We start from the raw sequence: 12,476 nt of genomic DNA, 5'->3' as shown, positions 1-12,476 counted from the left end.
CTGTGCGTGCCCCTCGCAGGGTAGGACGGTGGCCCGCACGATCCCGTTGCCTCCGGGGCACGGCTGAACTGACGTACGGAGTAAGCGGGTTGACCTGTGGTACGGGATCCGGCCAACGTCAGGACGGCTTGCGGGCTTCGATCAGGAAGCGGGCGGTGCGGGCGAGGAACGGCCCCTCCGTCTCGATCTTCCGGTGCAGCGCGGCCAGTTGCGGACGGTACTGCTCGACGGTGAAGCCGGGCACCATCCAGATCACCTTGCGCAGGAAGTAGACCACCGCGCCGATGTCGCGGAACTCGGTGCGCAGGCTCTCGGAGCGCAGGTCCACCACCTCCAGGCCGGCCGCCGTCGCGGCGGCCCGCGCGTCCTCGGGGTGCCGGGCGCGACGGACCTCGGGCGGCTGCGGACCGAGGAAGAACTCCACGAGTTCGAAGACGCTGGCCGGTCCGACCTGCTGGGAGAAGTACGTACCGCCGGGGGCGAGCACGCGCGCGATCTCCTCCCACCACGTGGTGACGGGATGGCGGCTGACCACGAGGTCGAACGCGGCGTCCCCGAAGGGCAGCGGCGGCTCGTCCTCGTCGGCGACGACGACCGCCCCGAGCGGGTGCAGCAGGGCGGTGGCGCGGGCGACGTTGGGCGGCCAGGCCTCCGTGGCCACGGTGACCGGCGGGAGCTTCGGCGCGGAGGCCAGCACCTCGCCGCCCCCGGTCTGGAGGTCGAGCGCGGCGTGGGCCCGGCCGAGCCGGTCGGCCATGGCGCGGGCGTACCCCCAGGAGGGACGTTCCTCGGTGGCGCGGCCGTCGAGCCAGGAGAAGTCCCACCCGTCCACGGACGCGGCGTCGGCCTCGGCCACGAGGGCCTCGAACCGGTCGCGGGAGGCCGCGGAGTCGAACGTGAGGGGGGCGGGAGCGGATGGTTCGGGCATACGGGAATCGTGTCAGCCGGGCCCGGAGCGCGCGACCGGATTCCCGGCGGGCCCGGCGGGGAGCTCGCCCTTGCTCATCCGGCGAGGGCCCCCAGCAGCACTCCGGTCAGCGCCCCGGCGATCATGAACGGGCCGAACGGGATGCCGGTCCTGCGCCCCGCCCGGCGCAGGAGCACGAGGGCGAGTCCGTACGCCGCCCCGAACAGGAACCCCGCGAACCCGCCCAGGAACAGCACGGTCCAGCCGTACCAGCCGAGTGCGACACCCAGGGCGAGGGCGAGCTTCACGTCGCCGAAGCCCATGCCGTTCGGGTTGATCAGGAAGAGCAGGAGGTAGAAGCCGCCGAGGGCCAGGCCGCCCAGCAGCCCGGAGGTCCAGGATCCGGCGTGCCCGGGGAGCAGTGCCACCCCGCCGAGCAGCAGCACGGCCGCGGCGGCGAGCGGCAGGGTCAGCGGGTCGGGCAGCCGGTGGACCCGCCGGTCGACGACGGCGAGGAGCACGGCGACGGGGGCCAGCGCCAGCCACGCGACGAGCTCGGGCCGCGCCCCGGTGGCGGCGGCGAGCGCGACACAGGCGAGGACGGTGACGAGGGGGGCGAGGGTGTTGGGGGCGTAGGTGGGAGTTGTGCCGAGGGCGGGCGTTTCCGGGAGCGTCGTTTCCGGGCTCGGGACGGCCGTGGCCGGCGATCCCGGGGCCGGCGATTTTGAAGCCGGGGCTCCCGGGGCGGGCGTTTCCGGGACCCGGGCGGCGCAGGACGCGCACCGGGCCGGGCCGAGCCAGCCGCGGGCCGGGCCGGTGAGCGGGTGGCCGGCGGGGCACGCCGTACGCCAGGGCTCCTCCGGCTCGACGGCGAACCGGTAGGCGGCACGCGGGATCAGCAGTCCGGTGGCGGCACCCCAGACGGCGGCGAGGGCGAGCAGCACGGCGTCCACGGGGCGACCCTAACGGGCCTCGGGACCTGGGGTCTTGGGCCCGGGGGCCCAGAGCGGCCGACCGGGACCCAAGCGTCGCCGTTCCGGGTCCGGGCGCGTCCGCCGGGGGCTACGGTCGGTGCCCATGAGGACATGGCGCGATGGCGACGGGACGCTGACGGTCGGCACGGACTCGGGGACCGGGGAGAGGGCCCGGGGGGTGCCGCTGCGGATAGCCGCCTCGTACCGGGCCCGTACCAAGGGACTGCTCGGGCGGGACGGCATCGAGGGGGCGATGATGCTCACCCCGTGCGGGAGTGTGCACACCTTCCGGATGCGGTTCCCCATCGATGTGGCGTACCTGGACCGGACGTTCACGGTCCTGGCGGTCACCACGATGAAGCCGGGCCGGCTCGGGCTGCCCCGGCTGCGGGCCCGGCACGTGGTGGAGGCGGAGGCCGGGGCGTTGGAGCGGTGGGGGGTGCGGCCGGGCGTACGGCTGGAGCTGAAGGCGGCGTCGGCGACCGCGCCGGAAACCGGCTAGGAGCCTACGGCGGGCCCGCGTCCGGGCAGGGGCGGTCTCACGGCGGGTCCGCGGTCCGGACGGCACCGGCCTACGGCGGGCCCGCGCCCAGCAGGGTCCATGCTCCGTAGGCCGCGGACGCGCAGGCGAGGGCGGCGAGCACGGCGCCCGTGCGGCCCGTGGTGCGCAGCCGCAGCAGGGCGCCGGCGGGCGGGAGCAGCAGCGGGAAGGCGGGCATCATCAGGCGCGGCCGGGAGCCGAAGTATCCGGCGCCGATCAGCGAGATGACGACGATCGCGATCGCGTAGACGAGCACGGGGAGCGGTTGCCGCTGCCGTACACACAGGACGACCAGCCACCCCAGCAGCCCCAGCGCCGCGCACAGGCCGAGGGCGGCGGGCCACGGCAGCCCGGCGATGAAGGCGGCGAGCGCGCGGCCGCCGTCGATGTTGTTGCCCCACTGCGCCTGGACGTCGAAGTAGGCGACCGGGCTGCCCTCGCGTACGGCCACGAACACCACGTACGCCAGCCAGCCCAGCGGTGCGAGCGCCACGCCCCCGATCATCCGGGCGTTGCGGCGGAGCACCGGGCCGGCGCGGCGCTCCTCGCGGTACTCCCGTACGAGTGTGACGGCGGCGGTGATCGCCAGGGCCGCGATGAGGGCGGCGGCCGAGGGCCGGGTGAGCCCCGCGAGGACGCACAGCGCGCCCGCGACGATCCAGCGGCCCTTGAGGACGGCGTACAGCGCCCAGGCGGCGAGCGCGGTGAACAGCGTCTCGGTGTACGCCATCGACTGGACGAACGCCGTGGGGTGAACGCCCCACAGCGCGGCCAGCACCACCCCCGTACGCCGTCCGCGCAGGTGGGCGCCGACGGCGAAGATGCCCCAAGCGGCGAGCAGCCCTGCGGTCCAGGCGACCAGGAGCCCGGCGCCGCCGAGGGTGAGCGGAGTCACGGCGGAGAGGGCGCGTTCCAGGGCCGGGAGCAGCGGGAAGAACGCCAGATCGGAGTGGACGGAGCCGTCCGGGAGGGTGACGGTGTAGCGGTAGCCGTGCTCGGCGATGCGCTGGTACCAGACGGAGTCCCAGCGTCCGCTGAGCGGCCCCAGGGGGTCCTTCCCGGCGGCGGAGGCGGCCGCCCAGAAGACCAGGAGCCCCAGGGCCCGCACGGCGGCGTAGACCGCGAGCGCGGGCGCGGCGGCCCGGAACGCGGCGGCGACCCGGGACCCGCCGGGAGTGCGGGGGGCCGGGTCGGCGGGCGTCCGGGTGCGGAGCTGGTGATCGGACATACGGCCGATTATGACGTCGGCGACGGGTACGCCGTGCCACGGGCAGCGGGAGGCCGGGAGCCGGGCGGGCGGTCGACAGGGGTACGGGCGGGCGTACCGGCCGAGGCCGCCCCGTTCTCAGACGCCGCCCAGCACCTCGTTCCCGAACACCTTCCACGGCGACATCTCCACGGCGTCCATCACCGCCAGCTGCGGGTGCCGGGCCGCCGTCTCGTCCCGTACGGCGACGGTGTCCGGCCAGGCCTCCAGGTGGGCGGCGCCGTCGATGACGACGCCGTCCCAGTCGGTGGCGGCCGTGGCGCCCGCCCGGTCGACGACGAAGCCGATGCACAGCACCGAGGCCCGTCCGACGGTCCGCCGGATGGCTCGCACCGCGTGCTCCCGCTCCGGCTCGGGCAGCTCGCCGACGGAGAACTCGACGGCGACGGCACCGGCCCGGGCCCGCCGGATGCGTACCAGGAGGTCGAAGCCCCCGTCCGTCCACAACCGGCATCCGACCTCGTGCAGCCGCTGGAGGCCGGCGAGGGACAGCAACTGCTCGCGGGTGACGGGCGAACGGGCCCCGAGGGACGCGGAGTCGAGGCTGACGAGCACCGTGCGGCCGGTCAGCGGGTGCACCGGGCGGAGCCCCTCGGCCTCCAGGTCGCCCAGCAGGGTGCGGGCGTCCAGCCGGGTCCAGCCGAGGTGGTACGAGTAGAAGAATCCGGCACCCGCCATCGACGCCCACCCCCATCGCTCTCGCTCCTTCGCGCGGCGTCGTGGTCGGCGACCCCCGGCACCTCCGAGCGTACTGAGCGGAGGTCGGGGCTGCGTGGGCCCACGGACCCACGGCCGGCCCCAAGCGGAAGGGCCACCGCGACCCGGCGCAACACGACTGACGTTCCCCGGACTTGGGCCCGGCTTTGGGACCGGGGGCCCGCGCCGTGGCGGCTTTTCGGCCGTACGCTCTCGGCCGTCGGCAACACGCGCGGGTCGAGGAGAGGGTGCACCGTGAGCGGTGACGGGGGCGGAGGCCGGGGCCGGGGAGACCGGAGCGTGGGACACATACCGCTGGGACGCCGCGGCATCGCCGGTTCCGGCGTTCCGTACCCGCCCCAACAGGGCAGCTGCTTCTTCGCGTTGACCCGGAGCTGGGTGACCGGCGGCCTCGTCTACCTCGCCCTCGGGTTCGTCATGAGCCGGGTCCTGGTCGACCTGCTGGCCACCGAGGAGCGGCTGGAGTCGTTCGGCTGGCGGCTGGCCCTGCTCCACCTGCCCGCCCTCGTCGTGACGCTGCTGACGGTGCTGGCGGCGACCCGCGTCCTCCCCGAGGAGCACCGCGAGTCCTCCCGCACGGTGTATCTGCTCGCCGCCCTCCCCGTGCCGTTGGCCGGGCTGCTGTACGGCTTCGCGGTCGCCGGGGACGTCGTCGGGATCGAGGGCGTGCTCATGCCCGCCGTCTCACTGGCGGCGGGCGCGGCGTCGGGGGTGGCCGTCGACCGGCTGCTGGAGGAGCGCGCCACGCGCACCCCGGAGCCGCCCCGGTACTCCTACAACTGGCGGGACAGCGGCGCGACGGCGATGGAGTACCTGGGTCTCGTCGTCCTCGTCACGATGCTGATCGGCGCGATGGCGATGGCCGGGGTCGGCGGCAAGATCGGGGAGCGGCTGCGGTGTGCGATCAGTTCGCTGGCCGGTGGCGGCGGCTCCTGTGCGTCCGGCGGCCAGGGCCCCGAGGCGAAGCCGAAGACGGACGCGGACTACGAACCCAAGATGTGCCAGGTCTCCAGCATCTCGGACACGGCGGGCGGGAAGGTCAAGATCGGCTGGTTCGAGTGGGGCGAGGAGTACGGCTTCCAGCAGAAGGTCTCCCAGGCCGGCACCGATGTGAACGGGGACGGCACGGTGGACGGGAAGGACAAGGTCGTCTCGATGACGTTCACCGACGCCGCGTCCGCCGGGGCCACCGCCAGCACGCCGGGCGTCAAGCTGGGCAGCCTGGGCAAGGCGGATGTCGACATCGGCGGCGGCATCAAGATCACGAACGGTGACACCTGGATCTTCGCGAGCGAGGAGGAGGCTCAGCGGATGCGGGACGACATCGAGGAAATGAAGATGTGGGAGACCTCCACCAAGCACAGCGGCGGCTACGGCGGCGGCTGGTACTCCGCGATGAAGTGGGCGGAGAAGAAGGAGGACATCGAGAAGAAGATCGGCGACAAGAAGATCTCCTACTCGACCGTCGGCCTCAACGCCTACGCGGACGGCGGTCTCTCCGTCAAGGGCGGCGACGAGGACGAGCTGGGCGCGAAACTGGGCGGCAAGGCGACGTTCTCGCCCGAGGTGACGATCACCAAGGACGACGTGAACGGCAACGAGTCGGCCACGTACACCGCCAAGCTCGAACTGGAGGGCAAGGCCGGCGGGAACGTGGGCCCGGTCAAGGGCACGGTGGGCGGCAAGCAGAACCGTACCGGCGCCATCACCGTCACCCGCGACCAGAAGACCGGGAAGATCGTCCGCATCGACATGACGCAGACCGTGGAGAGCGGCTCGACGTCCGGCAAGGTCGAGGTCGGCGGCGACAACGGCGAGAGCGGCCAGGACAAGCGCGGCGGCAAGGGCAGCGCGTCGGACTCCTCGGGCGAGACCGGCATCGACGTGGTGACGAACTCGATCGTCTTCGGCAAGGAGACGGACGCGGCGACCGAGGCCGAGCGGGGCATCGCCGAACAGTGGCTGGACGGCTCCGGCAACAACACGGCCCCCTTCGCGTACCTCTTCGGCGACCACGGCATGGAGAACCGCCCGGACGGCAACGACCCGTTCCAGCAGCTGATGTTCGAGGACGGGCTGTCCAGCACCCTGCGGTACACGGGCGAGAGCGACGCCCAGGAGTTCGGCTTCGAGATCTCGCTCGGGATGAGCCTCGGGTTCTCCCTCTCCACGGAGGAGAAGAAGGAGACGCTGACGGACGCGCAGTTCCTCGGGGCCCCGCGGGGCGACGCGCGCACGTATCTTCCGTACAGCTACTGCGCGAACTGAACGGGCGGTGACGGAGTCGATGAGTACGACGATGAGTGCGAGGACGCGGAACAGGCGGCAGGGCCTGCGGCGGATGACGGTGGTCACCGGGGCCGTCGCGGCGGCGGCCGTACTGCTCACCGGATGCGGCGGCGACGCGGACAAGGCGTCCGTGCCCGAGGGCTGGGACACGTTGGAGACCGGCAGCCTGAGCGTCGGCTACCCGAAGAGCGAGGGGTACGCGGAGCAGCCGGCGGGCGAACGGGCCAAGGCCAACGCGGCCGTCGCGCTCAAGGAGGAGAACGGCATCCGGACCGGCATGGTCTCGGTCCAGCTGGACTTCGCCACGGGCGTGCGCGACGCGGCCGGGGCGGCGGCAGCGGCGGGCGCGGGCATCGGCCTCAACTCCACCCGCAAGGCAACGGACGACGTACGTCTCGCGGGCCCGGACGACGCCGGCGAGGCCCGCGAAGCACGCCGGATCGACTACGACTTCACGGCGGACGGCCAGGAGGACACCCCGAACAGGGGGACACCGATGACCGGGGTCCTGGTCGCGGGGGTGGACTCGAAGGGCGTTCCGTTCGTGGTGCGCCTGAACGCGGTGAAGGACGCGGTGGAGGCGGAGGACCTGGACGCGTTCGTGGGGTCGATCACGGTGAGGTAGGGGGCGCCCCGTAACAACGGGCTCCGCCTGAGGTCCGCTTCTCAGGTCAGCGGGCAGCCGAGGGGGAGGACGCGTTCGGTCAGCCGGCCGGTGAGCAGGGTGTCGGTGACGTCGGCCTCCGCCAGCCAGTCCGCAGCGGTCAGCCGGTCCACGAGGTCCGGCAGGTCAGCGGGGTCGACGGAGCACCAGGAGGACAGGCCGTCCAGGCCGATACCCTCCCCTCCGGGCCCCAGACGTCCCTCTCCGTCGGCCCCGGTGGCCAGGGCCAGGGCGAGGAGCCGTACGTCGGCCTCGGTCTTGCCCTTGCGGAGCTTCTTCTCCCCGACGACCCGCTGGGCCCATCCGCTGAGCTTGGGGCGCAGCTTCCGCCCGAACGTGAACGGACCGGGGTCGTCCTCGTCGGGTGTCAGGGACGGCACAGTGATCCGGGTGGGGTTCTCCGGACGGGAGGCGATCAGTTCGTCGACGGTCCCGGAGAGGCCGAGCCAGCCGGACTCCACCAACTGCCCCACCAGGTGCTGAGGGTCTTGCAGGGGCAGCCCCTTGATGTCCTGCCCGACGAGGTTGCCGACCCCGGACTGCGCGGTGCGCAGCGTCACCATCACCACCAGCAGGCGTGCCTCGGCTCCCGGCAGGGGGGCGTTCTCGGCCACGTGTGCCAGGACGGCTCGGGCGTGGTTCCACTGCGCGGGGGCGGTCAGCAGCCGTGCGACAGCGGGCCCTTCGCCGTCCGGGGCCTGGCCGATGCGGTGCAGATGCTGGAGGCGGGCGGTGGCGGCTGCCTGCTCGGCCCGCTGGGCGTCGAGGCGCAACCCGGTGTCTGCGGTGGCTTCGGCCCAGGCGTGGAAGGCCTCGGCCTTACGGGCGTGGAGGTCGGCGAGCATCGCGAGGTCGGGTTCGGTACGGGCCTGGTAGGCGCGGAAGAGCTCGCCGAGCTCGGTGAGCTCGTCCCGCAGCGCGACGGGCCGGAGGTCGTGGGGGACGAGGCGCTGAGCGATCCTCCCTCGCGGGGGGCGCCTCCGCGTGGGCCGCGCGGACCGGGGGGCGGAGCGGGAGTCGGACCGGGGCGCCGACGCCTGCTGGGGGACGGCGGTGCCGGTGGCGGTGGCGCTGTGGGAAAAGTGCGGGCCTGCCGCGGAGAAGGTCGGCGTGGTGGCTGTGGGGCCACCGGGGGTCGCGGGGGCTGCGGGGCCTGCGGCGGCGGTCCGGAACCCGTCGCTCCTCGCCGGTGCCTCGGCGGCCGGAGCGGTGGCGACGACCTTCGCGTTGGGGTGGGCGGCGGCGCAGCGCGAGCAGCACTCCATGACCTGCCACCAGCGCCCTTCCCGGTCCGTGACGACGGCCAGGACGACCGCTCCCCCGCACCGCCAGGGCGCGGGGCGTTCACGGGGCCCGGCGGGGCGGATGTGCGTATGGCACTCCTCGGCCCGGCAGGCGCAGTGCACGGAGGGGCGGGGGGCCGGGCCGGCGCGCAGGTGGGCCTTGAGGTGGGCGATCGCCGCCGTACGGCCGGCGGCGGCGGTGGGCAGCACCTGCGCGGCGCAGGCCGGACGGCTGCACGAGACGCGCACGTCCGCACGACCGCGGCCGACCGGGTCCAGCCGCACCGTCCACCGGCGTCCCGTCACGCGTTCGTTCGTCGCGTGGGCCTCCACACCCATCACACCTTCCTCGACGACTGTTCGTATGCGCACCGCGGCACCCACCTGGCTCTGCGGGTGTCAGCGGCGCGCGGCGTGTCACAGTCTGCTACGCCGGGCAGTCCGGATTCCGGCCCACAACACCAACGAGGGTCCGCCGTTCGGGTGACGGGCTCGGTGAGCATGTGGCCGGATTCCTGCCCCGGCGGTGTGGCCTCGGAGGACAGGCCCGCGCCCGCCGTCGTGGGGTGAACGACGGCGGGCGCGGGTTTCGAGGTGCGGGGCCCGGGGGTGGCGGGGTCAGGACCCCTCTCCGCGGGGGAAGGAGACCTCCACGCGACGGTTCTTCTTCCGGCCCTCTTCGTTGCTGTTGCTGGCGATCGGGTACTGCTCGCCGTAGCCCCGGATCTCGTACGTGACCGTGGGGCCGAGCTGCTTCGACAGGACCCCGTGCACGGCGTCGGCCCGCTGCTTGGAGAGGACGTCTCCGTGGGCCGAGGAGCCGAGGTTGTCGGTGAAGCCGAAGACGCGGACCTTGGTCGCGTTCTGCTTCTTGATCTCCTCGGCGATGGCGGCGATACGGGCGTTGGCCGCCGAGCCGAGCTTGGCGCTGTCCTTGCCGAAGAGGACTTCGGCCTGGAGCGCGAACTTGATGTCGGCGTTGCTGTCCTCGCGGCGTTCCTCGCCGCCGAGGTCTTCGACGACCTGGACGATGTCGAGGACGCGGCCGGGGGCGAGGGTGCCGCCCTCGGGCATCTTCAGGTCGGGATCGTTGGCGTCGATCGGGACGGGTGGCTCGGATGCCGCTTCGGTGCCGGGGGGCACGCTGGGCCCGTCGTCGGCCCATGAAGGTGATGCGCCGAACAGGGCGGTGGCCGCGATGAGCACGGCAGTCGCGATGGGGAGTCCCACGGTGCGCACGGGCGTCATGTCGTTCATCACCCGGAAATCTTGAGCGATGCGGTGGCAAAGGTCGGCAGGGAGAAATCGACCTCCGTCGTCGTGCTCGGCGGTGCCGGGAACTGCATGAATACGGCAGTCGAGTCGCCCGGCTGGAGCGGCGCGATCTTCGTAGTGCACAGGCAACGGCCGTCGGTGTCACGGAGCACGTAGTAACGCTTCTTGCCTAGCTTGTCCACCAATGTGGCTCCGCCGACGGATGAGAGGTTCTGACGCACGATCACGCTCTCGCTGCCCGCCCATTGAGCCGGGTTGACAGGCTTGTCACCGTCATTCTTCACCTCCGCCTGGACGGTGACGAATCCACCCGAGTCCCGAAGCACTTGGTTGATGACCATGACGACACCGTTCTGCCCGCGAATCTCAGCGAGCTTCACATTGGGGTCGACGTTCTCGCCGGCAGCCGTGTCCTGCTGCTTCACAGTGTCACTGCCCGAACTCTCGGACGGTGCCGCCGAAGCCGAAGGCGGTGCCGCGTCCCCCTCCTTGCCTTTGCCGTCGCTGTCACTTCCGCAGCTGGTAAGGGCCAGGATGAAGGCAGCGGATACCGAAGCGACCGCCAACGCCCTTCGATTCCTCGTGCTGCTCCGCATGGTCATGGGATCCGAATCCTTTACTTGTCGTTCGCTGTCACTGGTCGACCAACCGCACGTCAAAGAGAGTTCTGCTCACGCTCTCCCACGGTGGGGGGCTGGCGGGCACGATCTTGAGGATCTTGCCGTTCCGGCACGTGAAGGTGAAGAGATCGATGATTCCGTCGCCGGTGGAGTCCACAGCAATCGGGTTGGGGCAGCGGAACTCGATGAGCGCGGTGGCCTTGGCCTTGGCCTTCTTGTCATCCGAGCCGGGCAGTACCGAAGAGTCGACCGCCTTCAGGCCCTCGACCTCGACCGTGATCCGGTCGCGCAGATATCCAGGAGTCGGATAGCACGAAATCCGCCTGGCGTCGTTGGCCGCCGCCAACCGATCCGACTCGTAACAGGGCGCAGCGAAAGGTGCGTTGAGGAACAGATCCAACATGTTGGTGGGGAGCGAGGCGTAGAAGCCCGTCCCGAAGTCGTCGCGTGCCTGCTGGGCGGCGGCCAGGGCGGCGGCGTCGGCCGCGCCCTGGGAACCGTTGCGCAGAGCCGACGCTTTGCCGACAGCGAAGAACGCAAACGCGAGAAAGAGCAGGCCCGCCACCATCACTACGTAGATGGGGAAGGCCTGCCCTCGGTCGCGACGGGACCGGACCGTCACTAGCCGGCGGTGATCTGATCGACCAGTCCGCTGATGCGCTCCGAGATCGCGCCTCCGATACCCGTGGCGACGATCGCCCCGATGATCGCCACGACCACCAGAATGATCCCCAGGTACTCGAACGCCGTCTGCCCCCGGTCCTTCGCCGCGTAGCGCTTCTGGATGGCGCTGACGGCGGTGTTGGCCCAGCCGTTGACGCGGACGGCGGTCTTCAGGGTGATGTCCGACATGGTGTTCCCCTCCGGGTTCGGCCGACCGGGTGCCGGCCGACTCGCACGTTTCTGCGGTGCCGCCCTCGTTACCGGCTTCCTCCTGGCCGGTGCCGCTGGCGACACGAGAAACATAGAGGGGAACCCGCACTCCCACAGAGGGCCCGTGGGCCCATTCCCGGGCCCAAAGGGCCTTCTGGGTCCAACCGTTGCGGAATCGCTCGGTCATGGTCACGGCTGCCGCCCGGGGTTCCGGGGCGCGGTACCGAGCCAGTGGGCGATCGCCTCGCTGCGGGTGGCGCTGTGGAGCTTGGTGAAGATGCGGTTGATGTGGTTCTTGACCGTCTTCTCACTGATGAAGCAGGTGGCGGCGATCTGCTGATTACTCATTCCGGACGCAATCAGGTCCATGACCTCCACCTCCCTCGAACTCAGCCCGTACTGCTGCCTGTTGGGGGTGAATACCGCCCCCCCGGATACAGAAGACTGTCCCACAACTGGTTGCAGTTGCGAAAGGCTTTCCGAAGGTTCGGCGGTGTGCGCGGGCGGTGGGGCCGGCGCCGTGGCCAGTGCCGAGCCCAGGCCCTCGGGGAGCGGGCCCCGCTGGGGCGGCGTGCCGTGACGCATGTGGGCCAGGAGGGCGTCCGCGGCGGTGACGGTGAAGTTGGCGCGGCCGTCCTTCGTGTCGCGTACCGCCTGGACCAGCTGATTCGCCGTGAACTCGCCGTGCACCAAGTAGCCGCCCGCGCCCAGCCGCAGCGCCTCGTGGACGATCTCGCTCTCGCGGCTGTACGTCAGCATCAGCACGGGCGCGATGCCGACCAGGTGCGGCAGGGCCGAGATGCCGTCCACGCCGGGCATACGGACGTCCAGCAGGACGACGTCGGGGCGGTGTTCGAGCGTCTTCTCGTACGCTTCCCGGCCATCCGCCGCCTCCGCGACCACCTGGATGTCCGCCCGGCCGGACAGCAGCACGCCCAGGCCCGCACGGACCACCGGGTTGTCGTCCGCGACCACCACCCGGAGGCGTTCGGCGGGCGGAGCGGCAGGCCCCGGGAAGAAGGGGGACGGGGACGGGTTCGCAGGGTTCCGGGGGTCCGTGCGGGCC

The 12,476-nt window shown here is 72.1% G+C and carries 13 protein-coding genes; 3 read left to right on the top strand and 10 right to left on the bottom strand.

Features of this window, described 5'->3' with window-relative positions; translation table 11 throughout:
- Positions 1-118: 118 nt before the first annotated feature.
- Complete coding sequence (locus D3105_RS07805) at positions 119-928, bottom strand: class I SAM-dependent methyltransferase (RefSeq protein WP_118901382.1); 810 nt, start codon at positions 926-928, stop codon at positions 119-121.
- Between the two features lie 74 nt (positions 929-1,002).
- Positions 1,003-1,860: a prepilin peptidase gene (locus D3105_RS07800; protein WP_118901378.1), complete on the bottom strand. Its 858-nt coding sequence runs from the start codon at positions 1,858-1,860 to the stop codon at positions 1,003-1,005.
- A gap of 124 nt (positions 1,861-1,984) precedes the next feature.
- Here D3105_RS07800 and D3105_RS07795 point away from each other — a divergent pair, with 124 nt between their 5' ends.
- Positions 1,985-2,383: a DUF192 domain-containing protein gene (locus D3105_RS07795; RefSeq protein ID WP_118901376.1), complete on the top strand. Its 399-nt coding sequence runs from the start codon at positions 1,985-1,987 to the stop codon at positions 2,381-2,383.
- A gap of 70 nt (positions 2,384-2,453) precedes the next feature.
- Here the strand turns inward: D3105_RS07795 and D3105_RS07790 are convergent, their stop codons facing one another.
- Positions 2,454-3,650 (bottom strand): hypothetical protein, encoded by a 1,197-nt coding sequence (locus tag D3105_RS07790; RefSeq protein WP_118901374.1) that lies wholly within the window; start codon positions 3,648-3,650, stop codon positions 2,454-2,456.
- A 117-nt stretch (positions 3,651-3,767) separates the two neighbouring features.
- The gene (locus D3105_RS07785; RefSeq protein WP_118901371.1) at positions 3,768-4,367 is read right to left on the bottom strand and encodes a hypothetical protein; all 600 of its coding nucleotides are present in this window, start codon (positions 4,365-4,367) and stop codon (positions 3,768-3,770) included.
- Positions 4,368-4,640: 273 nt separating this feature from the next.
- Between D3105_RS07785 and D3105_RS07780 the strand changes: the two genes are divergently transcribed.
- Together D3105_RS07780 and D3105_RS34900 are read left to right on the top strand one after the other, a co-directional pair.
- Positions 4,641-6,674, top strand: coding sequence for a hypothetical protein (locus tag D3105_RS07780; protein WP_118901368.1), 2,034 nt, complete (start codon positions 4,641-4,643; stop codon positions 6,672-6,674).
- Positions 6,675-6,747: 73 nt separating this feature from the next.
- Positions 6,748-7,320: a hypothetical protein gene (locus D3105_RS34900; RefSeq protein ID WP_118901365.1), complete on the top strand. Its 573-nt coding sequence runs from the start codon at positions 6,748-6,750 to the stop codon at positions 7,318-7,320.
- Between the two features lie 41 nt (positions 7,321-7,361).
- Here the strand turns inward: D3105_RS34900 and D3105_RS07770 are convergent, their stop codons facing one another.
- The 6 genes from D3105_RS07770 to D3105_RS07745 form a co-directional block, all read right to left on the bottom strand.
- A complete protein-coding gene (locus tag D3105_RS07770; RefSeq protein ID WP_118901362.1) occupies positions 7,362-8,981 on the bottom strand; it encodes a hypothetical protein in 1,620 nt (539 codons plus the stop codon).
- Positions 8,982-9,260: 279 nt separating this feature from the next.
- Positions 9,261-9,890, bottom strand: coding sequence for an OmpA family protein (locus tag D3105_RS07765; RefSeq protein WP_206272683.1), 630 nt, complete (start codon positions 9,888-9,890; stop codon positions 9,261-9,263).
- A gap of 8 nt (positions 9,891-9,898) precedes the next feature.
- Complete coding sequence (locus D3105_RS07760) at positions 9,899-10,519, bottom strand: hypothetical protein (protein WP_118901356.1); 621 nt, start codon at positions 10,517-10,519, stop codon at positions 9,899-9,901.
- 31 nt (positions 10,520-10,550) lie between these two features.
- Entirely contained in the window at positions 10,551-11,159 is a 609-nt protein-coding gene (locus tag D3105_RS07755) for a pilus assembly protein TadG-related protein (RefSeq protein WP_276311792.1), read from the bottom strand.
- Positions 11,159-11,389, bottom strand: coding sequence for a hypothetical protein (locus D3105_RS07750; RefSeq protein ID WP_088573171.1), 231 nt, complete (start codon positions 11,387-11,389; stop codon positions 11,159-11,161). Before D3105_RS07750 ends, D3105_RS07755 begins: the two co-directional genes overlap by 1 nt.
- Before the next feature lie 210 nt (positions 11,390-11,599).
- Positions 11,600-12,476: response regulator transcription factor (locus D3105_RS07745; protein ID WP_133305675.1), on the bottom strand; the 877-nt coding region annotated here is incomplete at its 5' end.

The sequence above is a fragment of the Streptomyces globisporus genome, from assembly GCF_003501885.1.
Lineage (GTDB): Bacteria > Actinomycetota > Actinomycetes > Streptomycetales > Streptomycetaceae > Streptomyces > Streptomyces globisporus_D.
The sequence above is the reverse complement of the archived record's forward strand: the minus strand, read 5'-3'. Positions and strand labels throughout refer to the sequence as shown.

What these genes read in the sequence shown, in the direction of transcription:
- D3105_RS07805 (WP_118901382.1), bottom strand. Translation starts at nt 928, where the DNA reads ATGCCCGAACCATCCGCTCCCGCCCCCCTCACGTTCGACTCCGCGGCC.
- D3105_RS07795 (WP_118901376.1), top strand. Translation starts at nt 1,985, where the DNA reads ATGAGGACATGGCGCGATGGCGACGGGACGCTGACGGTCGGCACGGAC.
- D3105_RS07790 (WP_118901374.1), bottom strand. Translation starts at nt 3,650, where the DNA reads ATGTCCGATCACCAGCTCCGCACCCGGACGCCCGCCGACCCGGCCCCC.
- D3105_RS07785 (WP_118901371.1), bottom strand. Translation starts at nt 4,367, where the DNA reads ATGGCGGGTGCCGGATTCTTCTACTCGTACCACCTCGGCTGGACCCGG.
- D3105_RS34900 (WP_118901365.1), top strand. Translation starts at nt 6,748, where the DNA reads ATGACGGTGGTCACCGGGGCCGTCGCGGCGGCGGCCGTACTGCTCACC.
- D3105_RS07770 (WP_118901362.1), bottom strand. Translation starts at nt 8,981, where the DNA reads ATGGGTGTGGAGGCCCACGCGACGAACGAACGCGTGACGGGACGCCGG.
- D3105_RS07765 (WP_206272683.1), bottom strand. Translation starts at nt 9,890, where the DNA reads ATGACGCCCGTGCGCACCGTGGGACTCCCCATCGCGACTGCCGTGCTC.
- D3105_RS07760 (WP_118901356.1), bottom strand. Translation starts at nt 10,519, where the DNA reads ATGACCATGCGGAGCAGCACGAGGAATCGAAGGGCGTTGGCGGTCGCT.
- D3105_RS07750 (WP_088573171.1), bottom strand. Translation starts at nt 11,389, where the DNA reads ATGTCGGACATCACCCTGAAGACCGCCGTCCGCGTCAACGGCTGGGCC.